The organism is Lysinibacillus parviboronicapiens (assembly GCF_003049605.2).
In the GTDB taxonomy this organism is placed as follows: domain Bacteria; phylum Bacillota; class Bacilli; order Bacillales_A; family Planococcaceae; genus Lysinibacillus; species Lysinibacillus parviboronicapiens.
In genome coordinates this window covers 1,083,238-1,102,109 of sequence record NZ_CP073713.1, presented here as the reverse complement: position 1 = coordinate 1,102,109, position 18,872 = coordinate 1,083,238, and the positions used below count along the sequence as shown (strand labels likewise).

The following is an 18,872-nucleotide window of genomic DNA, read 5'->3' as shown; positions in this document are numbered from 1 at the left end:
CACTTTATAGTTAATCTTCTTTATAAATTGTGACGCAATCTTCTCCATCTACCTCTTGTAAATGCACTACGATACGTTCAGTACCTGAAGTTGGTACATTTTTTCCAACATAGTCTGCTCGAATCGGTAGTTCTCGGTGTCCTCTATCGATCAGTACTGCTAGTTGAATTTGTGCAGGTCGTCCTAAATCCATTACTGCATCGAGTGCAGCGCGTACTGTACGTCCTGTATATAAGACATCATCGACTAAAATAATTTTTTGATTTGCTACAACGTATTCAATATCTACCTGTTCAACATGTGCCTGTTCGTTCTCATGCTTTGTCGATAAATCATCACGGTATAAAGTTATATCTAGCTCCCCTGTACGGATAGCTTTACCTTCAATTTTTTCAATACGTTCTGCTAAGCGTCTTGCTAGAAAAGCTCCACGCGTTTTAATGCCCACCAAAATACATTCATCAATACCTTTATTACGTTCAATTATTTCATGTGCAATGCGTGTTAATGCTCTTGTCATAGATGGGCCGTCTAATAACTCATTTTTTGTCACTATTGTTTCCTCCCCTCTTCTTATGTATTGTTGGCCATGTGTCCATTAACGAAACTTACATTGTCAGGAATTCTTTTTCATCCTGCCGATTATCATTAGTTAACAAATCAGGGTTTCGCGTTTGTTGCACGGAATTAAAAAACCTCTCGAGGCGAATAGCCTGAGAGGGTTATATACGTGTTCAAATAGCATGTTGAAAAATTTGCAGCACAAATTTTTGCAACACTATCACATGTACCTTCTCAGCCTCTCTGGACTGTTCTTAAAGGTGAATATTTAGTTAAGTTTTCATTCACTTTCGTTAGTATAGACCTTCTTTAAATATCCGTCAATGGTTATTTCTTAATTCAGCTAATAATTGCACATAATCAGCAGGAAGTGGTGCTTCATACTCCATATACTCACCAGACGTAGGATGATCAAATCCTAGTATACCCGCATGCAATACTTGTCCACCAAAATCAATGGTCTTTTTCGGTCCATATTTTGGATCTCCAACAAGGGGGTACCCTATATATTTCATATGCACACGAATTTGATGTGTTCGCCCTGTCTCTAGGCGACATTCTACAAGCGTGTAATCACCAAATCGTTCAGTTACTTGGAAATGTGTCACTGCATGTTTGCCATTATCCACAACCGCTTGTTTCTGTCTGTCTTTTTGGTCACGTCCGATTGGAGCATCGATTGTCCCTTTATCGTGTGCGATATGCCCATGTACAAGGGCCGTATATTTACGAGTTACGGTTTTTTTCACCAGCTGATCAACTAATGATTCGTGTGCCGTATCATTTTTTGCAACCATTAATAAACCCGATGTGTCCTTATCGATTCGATGCACAATGCCTGGACGCATTACACCATTAATGCCCGATAAATCTTTGCAATGATACATCAATCCATTTACGAGTGTGCCTGTCAAATGACCTGGTGCCGGATGAACGACCATCCCCTTCGGCTTGTTGACAACAAGTACATCCGCATCCTCATAGACGATATCAAGGTCTAAGTTTTCAGCTATTACATCTAAAGGCTCTGCCTCTGGCACAGTAATTTCGACAATATCGCCTGCTTTTACTTTGTACTTCGCTTTTACTATCTCACCATTTACTTTGACAATACCTTCTGAAACCCAATTGCCAATTTGTGTACGTGACCATTCTGTTTGCACAGTTGAAAGCGCCTTATCAATGCGCTCTCCCTGTTGCTGTTCTTCAATTGTATATGTTACTTGCGTCATTGTTTCACCTGTTTCTTTTCTTTTTTATCTTCGATGATTAAACCAATCATTAGGACAACTACAGCAACTGTTAATGCCGCATCTGCAATATTAAAGATAGGGAAATTATAATTCATCACTGGGATTAATACATCAACAAAATCGACTACTTCACCTCTAAATAAACGGTCGATAAAGTTACCTATAGCTCCGCCCAGCAATAGCATTAAGCCCACTTGGAAAATCGGTTTTCCCTTAGCTTCTTTGTGATAAAAGTAAATGATGGCAATAATAACGCCCACTGTCACAATCGTAAACAACCACATTTGTCCTTCTAACATTCCCCATGCTGCCCCTCTATTTCGATGAGATAGAATACCAAACCAAGGGTCCCACACAGAAATACGCTCACCATACTCCATATTTTTCACAATTAGCCATTTTGTCCATTGATCTAAAAGAATCACAAAAGCGGCCAATCCATAATATTTATACACAGCCATTCCTCCGTTCGCTCAACATCTTACCTATTCTACCATAAGAGCCTATATAGGAATAACTAATATATCATGAAAATATTGTTGAAAAAACAATAGGAGCAAGGTCAGCAACGCTCGGGGAGTCTCAAGCATCGCTCGGGTCTAGGTCAGCTACGCCCTTCTGTTTCACGATAGCCTTTGTTGACGCACTGCCTCTGCTAAATAATAGAGCTGCGCTATATAGGAGGTAATGTCATTCGCATTGTAAAATTTATCCTGCGAGAAGGCATATAATTCATTAATTTCTTCAATGGAAATCTGCGTTGCTTCCATAATTGCCAGAAGCTGTAGTTGAAAAGCAGTCACTTCCGACATCGTTTGATTCGTTGCCTGTTGAATGGCAGACATATTGGTAAATAACAATTGTTCTGATTGCTCGATTTTCTCAAAAAAGGTCATTGTATAGTTCGCCATATTTTGTGTTTCGCTAACAACTTGCGCCTCATGCTGCATTGTCGTAGATAGTAGCTCCATTCGTCCCACGATATCAGTCACTTTTGTCCGAATATGTACCAAAGCATCTTTACTTTGCTCAGCCAATTTCCGCACTTCTTGTGCCACAACCGCAAAACCTTTACCATGTTCATCCGCACGTGCAGCTTCAATCGATGCATTTAATGCAAGAAGGTTCGTTTGATCAGCGATATCACTAATCATTTTCGTAAATGCCATAATATTATTTGTTTCTATTTGAACATCTTTCAATGACTGTTCTAACCGATTGAACACAGCCATTACTTTTTCCATTTGTCCAAAAAGCTTCGTCATATTGTTATTGCTTTCTGCCACTAGACGGATGTTCTCCTTGCCCTGACCTTCTACATCTTTTGTGATTTCATGGACATGCTCTGTCTCGCTGACTATTCTCTCAGCACCTTCGCGGGAATCATTTAATGCTTGCTGTTGTATTGCAAGTGATTTCTTAATACCTGTTATCTGTTCGATAAATAAACTATCAGCTTTTGCATTTTTTTCGTTGGCTGTACTCAATAATCCGATTAAATCAAACATACCGTTTAAAATCATATCGCGCTCTTCTTTTTTTAAGCCATTAATTTCTAGTCTAAGCGCTTCTTCATGATGTTCGTCTTTAGGACGTATGAAAAATTGTTTTAGCATCTTCTTTCTCCCGTCATCATTTTCCAAAACCAATCAATATTAAGGTTTGGTTGATTAATGATTTATTTAACTGTTCACCGTAGCTACTAAATCCTGCGAGGTTCGGTAGTTGGCTTAATTCACTATTAAGCGCTGGAAATAACCGCTCCTCTTGAAACTGTAATTTTCGCAAAATACAATTACATGCAAGTACACCTTCAAGTCGATTAAATTTGTTAGTAAATGTAGCTAATGTCGTTTGTAAGGTTTCAACTGGATCCCTAGGTTCTAACAATTCCACAACAGCATCTTGGTACACTTGACAATAAAACGCAATAGCTCCATTGGATTCAACTCGGAATGGAGAAGCAATTAATAATTCTTCATTAAAGCAACGTCCTAGTGGATTTTTCATAAAATAACGAGGTAATTGTTGTTCACTCACGCCTAATGCTCTTGCATAAACTCTTGCCGCAGACTCATTATTAATTTCATAGACGATACGTTTTTCTGGATCAGCCTTTGTAATTTTCAATTCGATACCTGTACTTTTAAAAATATTCTCTTTTTGGATATAGAATTCGAGGTATGGTTTGATAAAAACAACGACTCCTCCTTTATCAGTTTGTTGACCGTTTAAGCTTACGATGGTTTTTTCAAATTTTTCATCATCGCCTGCTGTCCCACCAAAAATCGGAAAACCATCATGATGAAAAATGGAATTCACAATTGACAGCATTTTTTCTTCCCCTGCAACTAAGCCCGTTGGAAAAATAAAAGCCAGCCCCTCCTTGTCAATTTGTGGACTCTCTAGACGAATGCCTAATTTTTTTGCACTTTGTAACACCTTAGTACGATCAAAAATCGGGTACTTTTCAATATTGTTCATCAGCACAGCTTGTACTTGTCCAAAATCCTTGCTGTAACTTTGTGCACTTAAACTATGTTGTGAAAATCCTTGTGGACCAATTTCACCAGTCGTAGTGACACCCACCACATCACAATTCGAATACTTTTCGTTGAAATAGGAAGTTAATTGTTCAAAGGAATGGATTGTACTCGTAAAAAACAAAACGAGTGAAGGCTCTTTATGTAATTGTGCACTGACTTCTCTAAATGCCTGTGCAGTATCTCGTGTTGTAGATAAAGCTGAAAGTATATCTGACATTGGACATGTCTCCTTCTAGCATAATTTGTAAATATTACATAAAATAATACTACTATAATAAATAAAAAGCTATTTCTATCCTTTGACAAGTGATAGAAATAGCTTACATATCTCTTAAATAGTTTCAGATTCTTTTGCGTGTACGCGCTTCATGAAATCATTTACATCAGCTGGTACTTTTCTATCTAATAAAGACACTAAAATAACAGATAGGAAACCAACTGGGACAGTCACAATACCAGGGATTTTAAATTGTAAAAAGCTTGGTAGCGTTCCCGGAAGGAAGATCATCCACATGGATACACCCAGACCGATTATTAAGCCTGCTATTGCTCCTTTTTCTGTCATACCTCTCCACCAAATACCTAAAATAAAGATTGGTGTAAATGTACTCGCAGCAACTGTAAACGCTAATGCTACTAAATGACCAATCGAGGCATCTTTCACGAGTAAACCAAGCGCACCATAAAGTACACCTAAAATCACAATCGCAACCTTCCCTGCAATCACTCGTTGCTTTTGAGTAATATTTTTTTTCATGAAAGTTGCATATAGATCATGAGCCAATGCACCAGAGCTTGTGATAAATAGTCCCGATAAATTCGAGAAGATAGCTGCAAACGCCCCTGCAATAACAAGACCAAGTAACCAATTTCCTCCAAGTGCAAGCGCAGTCGTTGGTATAACCATATTATTCCCACCGAGTACTAAATCTCGCATTACCTCTTCACTTGCCGAACCAGAAATGAAAATTGCACGACCTACAACACCTAAGTATACCGCTAGTAAGAAGAATGCACTTGCAATACCAATTGCCATTAATGCCGATTTACGAGCTGCCTTCGCACTAGGGTTTGTATAAAAGCGCAATAAAATATGTGGAAGACCAATAGTTCCTAACGCTAATCCTATAGTCATACTAATTGTTTGCCAGAAAGTAGGGAAATAAAAGCCTGTCCCTGTCCATGCGGCACCGTCAAAATTAACATCACTTCCATCTAAAGCATATGGTGACGTCCCTGTAATAGGGCCACTGAAAGAATGAATGGCGGTTAAAATTTTATCGTAATGTAAACCTCCGTACATCGCGGCAATCAACATTACTATAAACGCACCAAGACGAATCCAAAGTTCTAATGCTTGGTTGATAGTCGTTCCTTTCATACCACCTATCCCTACATAGAAAATCATAACAATACATGTAAATATAATACCGAATTCATAGGAAGTCCCAAAGAACATACTTAATATTTGTGCCGCACCTAATAGCTGAGGTGCTGCATAGAATCCCGAAATTGCTAATACTACTAGAACAGCCGCTAGGCGTGCTCTTTTGCTATGAAAACGATAAGCTAAAAAATCTGCTACTGTAAATGCACCAAAACGTCTTAAAGGACCTGCAACAAAAATAGCTAAAAGTGTTAAACCAATAGAGAAGCAGAATGCATAATAGGCACCATCATATCCTAGTTGAAAAGTTAAACCCGCAATTCCAAGGAAAGTAGCGGCGCTTAAATAATCACCTCCAATTGCTGAACCATTTGTAAACCATCCGAAGCTTCGTCCCCCAACAAAGAAATCAGATGCAGTTGTATTTCTCTTTGTTAAATACGTAATGTAGACAATTGTCCCCATTAGCGCAATTGTTAACAGCATTTTCGGTTCTAGTAAAGCTTCAATCATTCAACATACCCCCTTTGGTCAAACTATTTATTTGTCATTTCGTACTTCTTTAAACGCTTTTCATACAATGTCGTATGCACGTATGCAATAACGAAAGCCATTGCCATCATCACAACTGTTGTTACAAACCAAGTGACTGTCATCCCGCCCCAAATTTTCTTAAAAGCGAAGTCAGGTGCAAACCAGTTCATAACCGGAATGCTAAAAATAAAAATGAAATAAAGTACAGTTAAACCCAAACCAGTTGTAAACTCATCTTTCATAATTTTATTTGTCGTCGAATCCAATGGTGGTAAATCTTTTACATCAACCGTTCCAGCTTCAACATAATCGTAATCATGACTCCCAGCCATATTTCTAACCCCCTTTTGTATACGTGAATAATTATCTGAAATTTCAAATTATTATTCACTACAACTATTCTATTCTATTTAGAAAATAATATAATTACAAAATATTGCTGTATTAGTACAAAATAGTACTATATTAAGTTAAAATATTTCTAATATTCCTTTTTCATTTTTGCAGTTAGAAAGGGGCAGTTGATCATTTTAAACGTTGTATGGTACGTTGAGAATTCAGTTGAAAAACAGCACATGATGGGTTGGCTAGAGGAATTTCTCCCTAATACGTTTGTTGTTTGTGAAGAACGAGCTGCTAACGAAGTGGCAATTTTCGTCTGCGAAATTAACCGCTTATTTGATTGGGTGAAGGTAAATCGTTTAAAGAGAAATTATCCTAACAGTATCATTGTCCCAATTGTTGCAGTACACTTAACCTATTCAACCGGCATTGCCATTGAATTAAATTTACAGGCACTTCTCATAAAGCCTTTGCAGAAGCAAAAATTTTTACGAATTGTAAAAAAGCTCTTTACATCCTTTAAGGAAAAGCAGGCGCATACACTTACCATGCTTGAACTGTCACAGCAAATTGCGCAAAATCATACGTCTCCATTTCGCGAAGCTTTTTTGAGACGATTGATTCGTGGTGAAATCGAAAACGAACAAGAGATTATACAAGCTTCCTCGTTTGTATCAACGGACTGTATACCAAATCTCGTCTTTTTGATTCAAGGTTATATTGATGTGAATCATAATCGCCCAGTACCTGAAGATGCAAGTAGTGTAATTACAAATGTCTTTCGTCAGTATTTTGCCGATAAAGCACCGCTGTCTTTTTTAAATTTTGAACGTTACTTATTGCTATTGATGCGTATTCCCAATGACTATACTTCATTTAAACATTGGGCTGAGGGCGTACTTTGTTTGCATGAGGTTATAGAAGTTTTGAAAAAAGACCATAGTATTCATCTATTTATAGGGATTGGTGGGGTATTTCACCAATCCCTACAAGTCAAGGAATCCTATAGTCAAGCAAGAAAAGCACGAAGAAAACCACCAGTTGATAATATTCATATCCGATTTTACGAGGATTTAACAAAGCATGAACAGCTTCAAAAAGCCCTCCACTATATAGAGGAGCATTATGATAAACAAATAACGATCAGCGATGTTGCTAATTACATTAACTTTAGTTCCACCCATTTTAGCCGGTTGTTTAAAAAAGAAACGGGACGCAATTTTGTAGATTATGTGGCCTTTACACGTATCATTAAAACACTCCCCTTTTTGCGAAAATACGATTATACTATTGAAAAGATTTCCGCAAGTTCTGGCTTTAATACACCTAATTATTACAGCCTTACTTTTAAAAAATACGTTGGACTTTCACCGACTGAATACCGTAATACCAAGGAAATTTTATTTAAATAAAAAGTTCTCTGTAGCCGATAATATTCGCGTCATTGCCCCCACAAAAATAAATTACTTCTTTTGCTCGAGGGTTTAGACCTTGAGCTTAAGACGCGAAGTAATGAAACAACATACATAAAAAAATGAGCAGCCGATTATAACATCGAGCTGCTCATTCCATCTTTTAAATGGACAATTTCATCCTGTTAAGGGACTGTTATCTTAAGGATGATTGTTGTATTTACTTTAGCTTATTATACGTAATACTTTTCCACTACTTCTGCACAACGTGCACAAACTGTTGGATGTGCTTCGTTCGAACCGACTGTTGGTGAAATTGACCAACAACGCTCACATTTTTCACCTGTAGCTTTCTCTACAACGATGGATGCATGCTCAAAAGCCAATGCTTCAGCAGTAGCCGCTTCAAATGGTGCTACCTCAAAGTCAGACACGATTGATAGTTGTGCAAAGTCAATATTTGCATCGTTCAATAATGCTGAAATATCTTCTTTTGCATATACTGTTACTTTTGCTTCTAGAGATTTACCAATTGTTTTGGCATTACGTGCTTCCTCTAATGCTTTTAAAATGTCATCGCGTACGTCGATTATTGCTTCCCATTTTGTGCGCAGACTTTCAAAGTTTTCTTGCTCCTCAACCTCTGGGAAATCAGTTAATTGAACAGATACTTCTTCTACCAAGCCTTGCTCGAATAAATAAGACCAAATCTCATCTGTTGTATGCGGAATAATTGGTGTCATAACTCTTACTAATGTCATTAATGTATCATAAATAACGGATTGCATTGCACGACGATCTTTATTGTCATGACCTTCAATGTATACTACGTCTTTCGCGATGTCTAAGTAGAAAGAAGATAACTCAACAGCGACAAAGTTATTGATTGCATGGTATACAGCTGCAAAATCATAACGGTCATAAGCCGCGCGCACTGTTTTTAAGATGTCTTGCAAGCGCATGTATACATATTGGTCCATTTCACGTAAATCTGTATATGCTACGCGGTCAGTCTGTGGATTGAAATCGGCAATATTCCCATGTAAGAAACGGAATGTATTACGGATTTTACGGTATACTTCTGAAACTTGCTTTAACATATCCATTGAAATACGTACATCGGCCGTGTAGTCAACAGATGCTACCCACAAACGTAAAATATCTGCACCATATTGATCCATCACTTTTTGTGGAATAATAACATTGCCAAGTGATTTACTCATTTTACGTCCTTCACCATCAAGCACAAAACCATGTGTTAGTAGCCCTTTATATGGTGCATAGCCATTAATTGCTACTGAAGTAATTAATGAAGAGTTAAACCAGCCACGATGTTGGTCAGAACCTTCTAAATAAAGATCAGCAGGATATTTCATTCCACGTTCTACTAGAACACCTTGGTGAGACGAACCTGAGTCAAACCATACGTCCATAATATCGTTTTCTTTTGTGAACTCACCATTCGGGCTTCCTGGGTGTGTGAACCCTTCTGGTAGTAACTCTTTTGCCGACTTTTGGAACCAAATATTTGAGCCATGCTCACGGAACAGTGCAGAAATGCGTGCGATTGTTTCTGGCGTTATAATTGGCTCACCATTTTCAGCATAGAAAATTGGAATTGGCACACCCCATGCACGTTGACGAGAAATAACCCAGTCCCCACGGTCGCGAATCATGTTATAAAGACGTGTTTCGCCCCAAGCTGGTGTAAATGTTGTTGATTTTACAGCTGCTAGTAACTCATCGCGGAATGCATCGATTGACGCAAACCATTGTGGTGTAGCACGATAAATAACTGGTTTTTTCGTACGCCAATCATGTGGATAAGAGTGCGTAAAGAAATCTAATTTTTCTAGTGCTCCGACTTCTGCTAATCGCTCAGTCACCATCTTGTTTGCATCATTATAGAAGACACCTTCAAAACCTGGCGCTTCATCTGTATAACAACCACGATTATCAACTGGGCTAAGAATTGGTAAATCATATAATTTACCAATATTATAGTCATCTTCCCCGTGTCCAGTAGCTGTATGAACACATCCAGTCCCAGCTTCAGCAGTTACATGCTCGCCCACCATGACAAGTGATTCTCGGTCATAGAATGGATGTTGTGCTACCAGGCGATCCAACGCTTCCCCTTTTACTTCCTGGACAACTTCATATGTTTCCCACTCAAGCTCTTTTGCAATTGTTTCCAATAATTCTTTCGCAATAATGAATTTTTTATCTGCAACTGCTACAACTACATAGATAAATTCTGGGTTTAACGAAATCCCTAAGTTTGCCGGAATTGTCCAAGGAGTTGTTGTCCAGATGATGAATTTTGCATCAGCTGGTACAATACCTTTTGCATCTTTAATCGCAAAGCTTACATAAATAGAGGCCGATTTTACATCCTTATATTCGATTTCTGCTTCTGCAAGTGCGGATTCAGAAGAAGGTGACCAATATACTGGTTTTAACCCTTTATAAATGTAGCCTTTTTCCGCCATCTGACCGAATACTTCAATTTGGCGAGCTTCAAATGCTGGCTTTAATGTAATATATGGGTTTTCCCAATCACCACGAACACCTAAACGACGGAATTGTGCACGTTGGTTGTCAATTTGTTCATAAGCATATTGCGCACATAATTCACGGAAATCTGCAACTGACATTTCTTTACGTTTAACACCTTTGTTTGTTAACGCTTGCTCAATTGGTAAACCATGTGTATCCCAGCCAGGAATATAGTTAACATGGTAGCCTGTCATAGAACGATGGCGTGTAATCATATCTTTTAACACTTTATTTAAAGCATGACCGATATGAATATCTCCATTTGCATAAGGAGGACCGTCATGCAACACATACTCTGGACGACCTTCTGTACGCTCCATCTGTAGTTTATTGATGTCCAATCCATTCCATTTATCTTGCATCTTCGGTTCATTTGCCGGTAAATTTCCGCGCATTGGGAAATCCGTTTTCGGCATTAATAAGGTTTCTTTATATTCAACCATGTGTAATTCCTCCTCTATTTTTTTGCAAACAAACAAAAAAGCCCCTCAATCCCTAAAAAGGGACGAGAAGCTTTGACTCGCGGTACCACCCTAGTTGCAGTACATAAAAGTACTGCCTCTTGAATGCACGTTAACGTCATGCGCCCCGAAATAACTTACTAATCGTTCAGTTATTTAGCTCAGGAGTGATGTTCTTTGTTAATTGATTGTTTGAGCTCCCACTATCCCCAAATCGCTTCACTACGCCTAACAAATACTGTCTCCATCTTTGCCTGTATGCATATCTGTTCAAAATAATTACTATTACAATAGTATATGAAAATCCATCATTGACGTCAAGTCTAACTGATTTATTTAGTAAATGATTACCAACTCTAAATTGCGGATAAATATCGCCAGTGTGGATTTGTCTAAACTTCGTCAGATTCCTGCGCTTCTTCAACAGACGATTGAATTTCTGTTAAATCAATATCATATTGTAACAAATGATCCCAATCATCTGCATTTAATAGATCAAGTTGTGCTTCCACAAGCATTTTAAATCGATTACGGAAAACCTTTGATTGTTTTTTCAGCTCATCAATTTCAATTGTCACTTTACGAGCTTTTGTTAAAGCCTCATTGATAATGCGATCGGCATTTTTCTCTGCTTCTTTGACAATTAGTTTTGCTTCTTTTTGTGAATTTCTTCGGACTTCATCAGCGGCCTCTTGAGCCACCACAATAGATTTTTGTAATGTTTCCTCTAACGAACTGAAATATCTTGCTTGTTCTAAAGACATTTCTAGCTGCTTGTCGACTTCCTTTTTTTCTCGCAATAAAATTTCATAATCTTTGATGATCTGATCTAAAAATTCATTTACTTCATCTTCTGCATAACCTCTAAAAGATTTTGTAAACTCCTTATTATGTATATCAATAGGTGATAATGGCATACAATCCTTCTCTCCTTTACATGTACATTCGTTCTTCCTATTATACAATTGTTCCAACAACTTAGCAGTATAAATTAATGAATTTTACTTGATTTTTAGCTTTTTTGGGCCAATCGACCGATTTGCAAGCGAATTTTATCTTTTTTTGTACGGCCTTCTGTCATAAGTATTTTCACACGACCACTTCCTCGTACTGACAATATATCGCCTTCTTGTAATTCGAAAGCAACTGACTCTCGTTCCGTCCAATTTACTCGTACTTTCTTTCCTGTTATAAGTGCCTGTGCCTTTTGGCGAGACACCTTTAATACACTAGCAATAATGACATCTATACGCATGGAAGAAACCGTATATGACTCTTCCACCCATTCATCCTCATTTTGAATGAGGGGTTCTATCTCTTTCATCGACTCGACATGTACTTTAACCTTACCAATGCCCGTTAAATGAAGACGGACATAATCTGCAACCTCATCGGCGACTACAAATTGTACTTGATGTTCATTCACGCGAATATCACCAAATTTAGCGCGATCTAGCCCTAATGACAATAGTGCACCGAGTACATCTGGATGACGTAATTGTATGAACTTAGCAGGATAATGAATGGTAAAAACCGTTAGTTGATAGTCCTCTAATTGCGGTTCAAAATAAGCTGGAAAGATAAGCATACGTTGACGTTCTGCCTCATGAAAAAGACCGGCACTCATGGTTTTTAGCGCATCGCCTTGACCAATAATCGACATCACTATAAAACGTTGTCGTGGGTCTAGAAAATCAGTCAGTTTTGGAGCATAACGATCCTCTACCTCACGTTGCCAACTTACTACCTGTTCGATGAAAGGCTGCTCGTCCTTTCTAAAATGTTGTATTAAATGCTCCATGTATTCACCTCATTTATCCTTTTACTACTGATGCTAAACTTAGTATTTCCCAGTTAAACAAAAAATCCCCACCAACTGTGAGGATTTTCGTCTAAAACATTAAATATATTTTTTGAATCACAATGAAAAGACCATTTTGAATAAAATTCAACAGGAAAATTGCCACAATTGGAGAAATATCAATCATACCGATTGGCGGAATAAACTTCCTGAAAATCCCCAAATACGGTTCACACACTTTTTCAAGCATACGACCAATTGATGAGTTTTGTGCCGCTGGTATCCAAGACATTAAAATATATGCAACTAGCATAAAAGAATACACCTTAAATGCTATTGACACATAATACATTATTACATATAAAGTCATATAAACTACAATCCTCGCTCTTTAATTATCGTCTAAAATAAAATTTGAAATTTCGCCAGATACTTCTACATTATCCGGTGTACAAAGGAATATATCTTTTCCGATGCGTTGTATATCACCGCCAAGTGCATAAACGGTGCCGCTTAGAAAATCGATAATTCGTACACCTTGCTCACGATCTATACGTTGTAAATTGACAATTGTAGCACGTTTGTTTTTTAAGTTTTCCGCAATATCCTGGGCCTCGGCATAAACTCTTGGTTCTACTAATACAACTTTTGCACCTTTCGAATTCATCGCTGCTTGTAAACTGACAATATTATTATTGGCAGAGGCACTTTGTGGAACAATTTCATGAATCGGTGCCTTACGTTCTTTTATGATCTTTTTAGATTTAGCTGCATGAATCGGTTGTTGTTGCACGGGTTGTTGCTGTTGAATAGGAGCTTGCGTGATTTCTTCTTCTATTTCTTCTTCAAGATAAAAGAAGTTTTTAATTTTATTTTTCATGCTCATCCTGTTCCCCTCTTTCATTTCCAACAAGAGCCGTTCCGACTCGAACGAATGTAGCTCCTTCCTCCACCGCTATTTCAAAGTCATTAGACATGCCCATTGATAACTCGGTACAAGGTGCGTGTGCGAATCCCCGTTCGGCTATTTGCTGTTGACATTGTTTTAATTGCTTAAAAACAGAGCGAATCATTGTTTCATTCTCTGTATTTGGTGCCATTGTCATCAAACCAACAACTTGAATTTTCGTAAAGTTTTGTAAAGATTCGATAAAAGATAGAGCCTCTTCGGCTGTTAAACCATGTTTTGATTCTTCACCTGATACATTAACTTGTACAAAACATTTTACAGGCTTGTTTGCTCTTTTTTCAATTTCTTCAGCTAAGCTCAATCGATCCAATGAATGTAAATAATCAATATCATTAATGACCTGTTTAACTTTGCGTGTTTGAAGTGAGCCAATATAATGCCAATGTACATCAGCTTGAATCGCTTCAATTTTAAGTTTTAAACCTTCAGGGCGATTTTCTCCTACATGCACGAGCCCTGCTTCAATTGCTTCTTGCGTTCTTTCAACAGAAACCTCTTTTGTCACAGCGATCAATTCAACATTATCTTGTTCACGATTTGCACGTTTTTGTGCTGCTTGTATTTGTTCTTTAATTTTGGATAAATTTGTTAATATTTTCGTCACTTTTTTCCCAACTTTGCAACATTAGTTTCTTTTATTGTAACAAGCAACGCTTTATTTATCAATGAATAGCCTGACCTATTAGTGAAAGTACATTCGCGTTGTTCTTCCGCAAGTGAAGCAAAGATAGTCTCATATTGGCTATTTTAACGCACGAGAAGCTAGGGCTACGATAGAGCCTTCACAAGTATAACATCCTTACCAACAACCAAGACATCCTTCATATAAACTTTTCTAACTGAATCTTCTCCTCTAAAAAAACCAAGATACTTACGAGGTTCTGCTATCATAAATGCAGTTACATAGCCTGTTTCCTTCGAAACCTCTGCATCTACAACAAACCCTAAAAAACGCCCATTTCCAGCTTCGATTACTTCTTTTTGCTGTAAATTTGAGAAACGCATTCTATACCCCTCCTAAATCAATGACATTATACATAATTGTACATTTTACGGTCCTTCGGTTAGCGTTTTTCTAACTGAATGAAGATAAAATGCGCACCGAAATCTCGGGTGCGCATTGTCTACTTACTTATAATCTTTCTGCATCGTTTCTATTGCATTTTTTTCTAGTCGTGAAATTTGCGCTTGAGAAATCCCCAGTTCCTTTGCAATTTCAGTTTGTGTCTCACCAAAATAAAAACGCTTTGCTACAATCATTTGCTGACGTACATCTAACTTTTGCAAACTTTCTTTTACCGACACGTAGGCAACCCATTGATCTTCCGATACATCATCATCACGTAATTGGTCCATCATATAAACAGCGTCCCCGCCGTCTGAATAAATGGGCTCTTGTAATGAAACTGGGTCTTGAATGGCATCTAAAGCGAATAAAACATCTTCCTTTTTCATGTCAATCATTTCAGCAATTTCTTCAATCGTTGGTTCTCGCAAATTATCGGTTATCCATTGCTCCTTAGCCTGCATCGCCTTATACGCAATATCTCTAAGTGAACGAGAAACACGTAGTGCATGATGATCACGCAGATGGCGACGAATTTCACCAATGATCATTGGTACAGCATATGTTGAAAATCGTACATTATGCTTTAAATCAAAATGATCGATGGCTTTCATGAGGCCAATACAGCCTACCTGAAATAAATCATCTGCCTGTTCACCCCTATAGGCAAATCGCCCGACAATACTGAGCACTAACCTTAAATTGCACATTACAAGCTCTTCTCTAATCTCGGTTTCTCCTGCTTGTAAACGGATGAAGAGTTCCTTCATTTCCTCGTGCTTTAAAATTGGCAAAGTCGATGTATCTAAGCCGCAAAGATCTACTTTTGTTCGCATATTCGATTCCTCCGGATGTTATTCTCTGACTAAACCGTTACATCAGTTTGTCCGAGAGAATCGAGAATATGCAGAAAAATTACGACCAATTTTAGGTAGGATAAATTTCCCTAACTATGATATTGGTTGATTTAAATTTTCCCGTAAATCCTGAATAATTTTCTTCTCTAGGCGGGAAATATATGATTGCGAGATGCCTAAATGATCAGCTACTTCTTTTTGTGTCATTTCTATTTTTCCGTTTAAGCCAAAACGACATTCCATAATATATCTTTCACGTGCACCTAGTAAATTAATGGCATGGAACATATGTTGACGTTCAATTTTCTTTTCTACATTATCTAAAATAATATGTTCCTCTGTACCTAAAATATCAGATAATAGTAATTCATTTCCGTCTGCATCCGAATTTAATGGTTCATCAAGCGAAACCTCACCCTTCATGCGACTTGTCTTACGCAAATGCATCAAGATTTCATTTTCAATACAACGTGATGCGTACGTTGCAAGCTTAATATTTTTATCTGTATTGAACGTTTCAATCGCCTTAATCAAGCCAATTGATCCAATACTAATTAAATCTTCAATCGGCGTACCCGTATTATCAAAACGTCTAGCAATATAAACAACAAGACGTAAATTCCGTTCAATAAGTGTGTCTCTTGCTCGTAAATCTCCGTTCATAAAGGATGCAATGACTGTGACTTCTTCTTCTCGACTTAGTGGCACTGGCAATGAATCATTTCCCCCTATATAGTACGTTTCACGACTCCGAAACTTACCCCATAATTTTTTCAAGCTAGCAAGTAGCCTAAGAAGCAATAGTTCTCCCCCTCTATGAGTTATTTGAAAGCGCTGAAAAATGTAAAATTGCTGCTGTGCTATGTGGAAAATTTTTAGCTTTTTTCGTTAAAACGATATATTCATCTGCCTTCACTTGTGACGTCTCCCCTTTTATAAGCCACTCATCAAAGCGAAAGCCTAATACAACTGTTTGTTCCTGCACTGTATTTACATGAATAAATCGAATAAGTCGTTGATAATCTGCTGAAAACATTGATACATCGTACGGATCGGATTCTTGCCATTCAGATAATGCTTTTCGCATCGCTATTGGTAAATGTGGTCGTAACGCTGTATAAGAGACAAAATGAACAGGCTTTCCAGATAAAGGCTCGATGCATTGATTTCCCGTATCAACAAATGCCGAAAGAGGTATCGCTACATCAAAAATCTTTAACGTCGTATCAAAAACAAACTGACCACTTACACGCTCCAACTTCACAAACCCCCATTGTTTATAAAAAACAGCAAGATAACCAATGGCAAGTACTATGCAAATTAACATAAAATGAATGACAGAAAGATTCTTTAAATACGGTTGTAACGCTGTTAATAGCCCGCCAATAACAATTGTTGCTACCAGTACTATTGGTCCTTGTTTTTGAAAACTTCGAATCTTGAAGTGAAATGCAATACCAATTAGCACAATAAAACTTAGCAATATGATGATTAGCTTTTGACCACCGATTACAGCTATCAAACTACTACAAATAGAACTCATTAATAATCTCGTATTCTTTACATGAACCCGTGTTACCTTTGCCGTAAACGTGAGTATCGCTAGATTATAAAGCGTATTAATGAGCACCAGCCATTCTCCATACATAACAGCCGCCTCCTACTTACAAAGTTATCACGCCGCAGTCACAAATATTGTCAAACAATCGCATCAATTCCTTAAAATGTTTTGACAAAATACATGCTTTCCTTACACAATTGAACATAATAAAGAAAATTAATTTCAATATAGGCAAATTATAGGCAATCACTAATCACTTCAAATGATTAAAAACATCAAAGCAAAAGAATAGTTGCTCCGCAACCAATATAAAAAGCTCGTATTTTACATAAGTAAAATACGAGCTTTTAAGAAGTCAAAGTTTTTTTGTTATCCCCGATTTTTACGATTACGTAAAAATGCAGGTACCTCAAGCATATCATCCTGTGCATAATTCTGATGATTTTGACGTGGTTGTTCTTGCTGCACATGAACTTCTTGACGTTGCTCACGAATTGGTGCTTGTTGTTGAGGAGCAGCTTGTCGATTAGTATTTAACGCTGGTCGTACAGATCCACGTTGTTGTTGTAAAGCTTCTTCAGTAAAACCAGTCGCAATAACTGTTACAATAATTTCATCTTTTAAATTCTCGTTAATAACAGAACCGAAAATCATATTCACTTCTTCATCAGACGCTGAAGCTACGATATCTGCTGCTTCTTGAACTTCAAATAAGCTAAGGTTTGAACCGCCTGTAATATTCATAAGAACACCTTTTGCACCATCAATAGATGATTCAAGTAAAGGACTCGAAATAGCTTTTTTCGCTGCTTCTGCAGCACGGTTTTCTCCTGTTGCAATACCAATACCCATTAATGCAGAACCTTTATTAGACATAATTGTTTTAACGTCTGCAAAGTCTAAGTTAATAAGTCCAGGTGTTGCGATTAAATCTGAAATACCTTGTACACCTTGTCGTAAAACATTATCTGCTTCACGGAAGGCTTCTAGCATTGGCGTAGATTTATCGACAATTTGTAATAGCTTGTCGTTCGGAATGACGATTAATGTATCAACCGCTTCCTTCATGCCGCCAATACCACCGATTGCTTGTGTTTGACGCTTACGACCTTCAAATGTGAATGGTCGAGTTACTACACCTACTGTAAGTGCACCTAAATCACGTGCGATTTGCGCAATAACTGGTGCAGCACCAGTGCCTGTACCGCCACCCATTCCAGCCGTTACGAATACCATATCCGCACCGCGAAGAACTTCTTCTAATTGTTCACGACTTTCTTCCGCAGCCTTTTTCCCTACTTCGGGATTAGCACCAGCACCTAAGCCTCGTGTAAGCTTTGTACCAATTTGTAACTTTATTTCAGCCTTCGATAAATTTAAAGCTTGTGCATCTGTATTTACTGCGATAAAGTCAACACCTTGTACACCATGTTCTATCATTCGGTTAACAGCGTTGTTACCGCCGCCACCGACACCAATGACTTTTATAACTGCAAGTTGATCAACACTTGTATCAAATTCTAACATACTTTTTTTCCTCCCACGGTAACTCGACTCTGTAT

General features: G+C 37.8%; 19 protein-coding genes and 1 other annotated feature. Of the genes, 1 reads left to right on the top strand and 18 read right to left on the bottom strand.

Annotated elements, in window-relative coordinates; translation table 11 throughout:
- Positions 1–10: 10 nt before the first annotated feature.
- The 7 genes from pyrR to C9J31_RS05135 all read right to left on the bottom strand — a co-directional run bounded on the left by pyrR (position 11) and on the right by C9J31_RS05135 (position 6,613).
- Positions 11–553 (bottom strand): bifunctional pyr operon transcriptional regulator/uracil phosphoribosyltransferase PyrR, encoded by a 543-nt coding sequence (pyrR, locus tag C9J31_RS05165; RefSeq protein ID WP_420798406.1) that lies wholly within the window; start codon positions 551–553, stop codon positions 11–13.
- A 328-nt stretch (positions 554–881) separates the two neighbouring features.
- Positions 882–1,793 (bottom strand): RluA family pseudouridine synthase, encoded by a 912-nt coding sequence (locus tag C9J31_RS05160; RefSeq protein ID WP_107923142.1) that lies wholly within the window; start codon positions 1,791–1,793, stop codon positions 882–884.
- A complete protein-coding gene (lspA, locus tag C9J31_RS05155) occupies positions 1,790–2,269 on the bottom strand; it encodes a signal peptidase II (protein ID WP_107947682.1) in 480 nt (159 codons plus the stop codon). Before lspA ends, C9J31_RS05160 begins: the two co-directional genes overlap by 4 nt.
- A 168-nt stretch (positions 2,270–2,437) precedes the next feature.
- Positions 2,438–3,430: a methyl-accepting chemotaxis protein gene (locus tag C9J31_RS05150; protein WP_107947680.1), complete on the bottom strand. Its 993-nt coding sequence runs from the start codon at positions 3,428–3,430 to the stop codon at positions 2,438–2,440.
- Positions 3,431–3,446: 16 nt separating this feature from the next.
- Positions 3,447–4,577, bottom strand: coding sequence for an FIST signal transduction protein (locus tag C9J31_RS05145; RefSeq protein WP_107947678.1), 1,131 nt, complete (start codon positions 4,575–4,577; stop codon positions 3,447–3,449).
- Positions 4,578–4,691: 114 nt separating this feature from the next.
- Positions 4,692–6,260 carry a sodium/solute symporter gene (locus C9J31_RS05140; RefSeq protein WP_107947676.1) on the bottom strand — a complete coding sequence of 523 codons (1,569 nt, stop codon included), beginning with the start codon at positions 6,258–6,260 and terminating at the stop codon, positions 4,692–4,694.
- A gap of 23 nt (positions 6,261–6,283) precedes the next feature.
- Positions 6,284–6,613 (bottom strand): hypothetical protein, encoded by a 330-nt coding sequence (locus C9J31_RS05135; protein ID WP_054767106.1) that lies wholly within the window; start codon positions 6,611–6,613, stop codon positions 6,284–6,286.
- A 189-nt stretch (positions 6,614–6,802) separates the two neighbouring features.
- On the opposite strand from C9J31_RS05135, the gene C9J31_RS05130 reads away from it, so the two are divergent.
- Entirely contained in the window at positions 6,803–8,035 is a 1,233-nt protein-coding gene (locus C9J31_RS05130) for a helix-turn-helix transcriptional regulator (protein WP_238601998.1), read from the top strand.
- A 233-nt stretch (positions 8,036–8,268) separates the two neighbouring features.
- Here C9J31_RS05130 and ileS read toward each other — a convergent pair whose 3' ends face one another.
- From ileS to ftsZ, 11 genes are all read right to left on the bottom strand, one after another.
- Positions 8,269–11,037 (bottom strand): isoleucine--tRNA ligase, encoded by a 2,769-nt coding sequence (gene ileS / locus C9J31_RS05125; protein WP_107947675.1) that lies wholly within the window; start codon positions 11,035–11,037, stop codon positions 8,269–8,271.
- A 55-nt stretch (positions 11,038–11,092) separates the two neighbouring features.
- Positions 11,093–11,315 (bottom strand) — a binding site (T-box leader).
- A 132-nt stretch (positions 11,316–11,447) separates the two neighbouring features.
- Positions 11,448–11,972: a DivIVA domain-containing protein gene (locus C9J31_RS05120; protein WP_107923147.1), complete on the bottom strand. Its 525-nt coding sequence runs from the start codon at positions 11,970–11,972 to the stop codon at positions 11,448–11,450.
- A gap of 95 nt (positions 11,973–12,067) precedes the next feature.
- Positions 12,068–12,856, bottom strand: a complete 789-nt coding sequence (locus C9J31_RS05115) for a YlmH family RNA-binding protein (RefSeq protein ID WP_107923148.1) — start codon at positions 12,854–12,856, stop codon at positions 12,068–12,070.
- Between the two features lie 91 nt (positions 12,857–12,947).
- Complete coding sequence (locus C9J31_RS05110; RefSeq protein WP_107923149.1) at positions 12,948–13,226, bottom strand: YggT family protein; 279 nt, start codon at positions 13,224–13,226, stop codon at positions 12,948–12,950.
- Between the two features lie 21 nt (positions 13,227–13,247).
- The gene (locus C9J31_RS05105; protein WP_107923150.1) at positions 13,248–13,742 is read right to left on the bottom strand and encodes a cell division protein SepF; all 495 of its coding nucleotides are present in this window, start codon (positions 13,740–13,742) and stop codon (positions 13,248–13,250) included.
- A complete protein-coding gene (locus C9J31_RS05100; protein ID WP_107947673.1) occupies positions 13,726–14,430 on the bottom strand; it encodes a YggS family pyridoxal phosphate-dependent enzyme in 705 nt (234 codons plus the stop codon). The genes C9J31_RS05105 and C9J31_RS05100 overlap by 17 nt, the downstream gene beginning before the upstream one ends.
- 164 nt (positions 14,431–14,594) lie before the next feature.
- The gene (locus C9J31_RS05095; protein ID WP_010858343.1) at positions 14,595–14,831 is read right to left on the bottom strand and encodes a PRC-barrel domain-containing protein; all 237 of its coding nucleotides are present in this window, start codon (positions 14,829–14,831) and stop codon (positions 14,595–14,597) included.
- A 123-nt stretch (positions 14,832–14,954) separates the two neighbouring features.
- Positions 14,955–15,728 (bottom strand): RNA polymerase sporulation sigma factor SigG, encoded by a 774-nt coding sequence (gene sigG / locus C9J31_RS05090; protein ID WP_107923152.1) that lies wholly within the window; start codon positions 15,726–15,728, stop codon positions 14,955–14,957.
- 114 nt (positions 15,729–15,842) lie between these two features.
- The gene (gene sigE, locus C9J31_RS05085; RefSeq protein ID WP_024362133.1) at positions 15,843–16,550 is read right to left on the bottom strand and encodes an RNA polymerase sporulation sigma factor SigE; all 708 of its coding nucleotides are present in this window, start codon (positions 16,548–16,550) and stop codon (positions 15,843–15,845) included.
- 13 nt (positions 16,551–16,563) lie between these two features.
- Entirely contained in the window at positions 16,564–17,397 is an 834-nt protein-coding gene (locus C9J31_RS05080; RefSeq protein WP_107947671.1) for a sigma-E processing peptidase SpoIIGA, read from the bottom strand.
- Positions 17,398–17,679: 282 nt separating this feature from the next.
- Entirely contained in the window at positions 17,680–18,837 is a 1,158-nt protein-coding gene (ftsZ, locus tag C9J31_RS05075) for a cell division protein FtsZ (RefSeq protein ID WP_107923154.1), read from the bottom strand.
- Positions 18,838–18,872: the final 35 nt, after the last annotated feature.

Bases quoted from the DNA above. Each gene is read 5' to 3' on its own strand.
- C9J31_RS05160 (WP_107923142.1), bottom strand. From the start codon at position 1,793: ATGACGCAAGTAACATATACAATTGAAGAACAGCAACAGGGAGAGCGC.
- C9J31_RS05150 (WP_107947680.1), bottom strand. From the start codon at position 3,430: ATGCTAAAACAATTTTTCATACGTCCTAAAGACGAACATCATGAAGAA.
- C9J31_RS05145 (WP_107947678.1), bottom strand. From the start codon at position 4,577: ATGTCAGATATACTTTCAGCTTTATCTACAACACGAGATACTGCACAG.
- C9J31_RS05140 (WP_107947676.1), bottom strand. From the start codon at position 6,260: ATGATTGAAGCTTTACTAGAACCGAAAATGCTGTTAACAATTGCGCTA.
- C9J31_RS05135 (WP_054767106.1), bottom strand. From the start codon at position 6,613: ATGGCTGGGAGTCATGATTACGATTATGTTGAAGCTGGAACGGTTGAT.
- ileS (WP_107947675.1), bottom strand. From the start codon at position 11,037: ATGGTTGAATATAAAGAAACCTTATTAATGCCGAAAACGGATTTCCCA.
- C9J31_RS05120 (WP_107923147.1), bottom strand. From the start codon at position 11,972: ATGCCATTATCACCTATTGATATACATAATAAGGAGTTTACAAAATCT.
- C9J31_RS05115 (WP_107923148.1), bottom strand. From the start codon at position 12,856: ATGGAGCATTTAATACAACATTTTAGAAAGGACGAGCAGCCTTTCATC.
- C9J31_RS05110 (WP_107923149.1), bottom strand. From the start codon at position 13,226: ATGACTTTATATGTAATAATGTATTATGTGTCAATAGCATTTAAGGTG.
- C9J31_RS05105 (WP_107923150.1), bottom strand. From the start codon at position 13,742: ATGAGCATGAAAAATAAAATTAAAAACTTCTTTTATCTTGAAGAAGAA.
- C9J31_RS05095 (WP_010858343.1), bottom strand. From the start codon at position 14,831: ATGCGTTTCTCAAATTTACAGCAAAAAGAAGTAATCGAAGCTGGAAAT.
- sigG (WP_107923152.1), bottom strand. From the start codon at position 15,728: ATGCGAACAAAAGTAGATCTTTGCGGCTTAGATACATCGACTTTGCCA.
- C9J31_RS05080 (WP_107947671.1), bottom strand. From the start codon at position 17,397: ATGTATGGAGAATGGCTGGTGCTCATTAATACGCTTTATAATCTAGCG.
- ftsZ (WP_107923154.1), bottom strand. From the start codon at position 18,837: ATGTTAGAATTTGATACAAGTGTTGATCAACTTGCAGTTATAAAAGTC.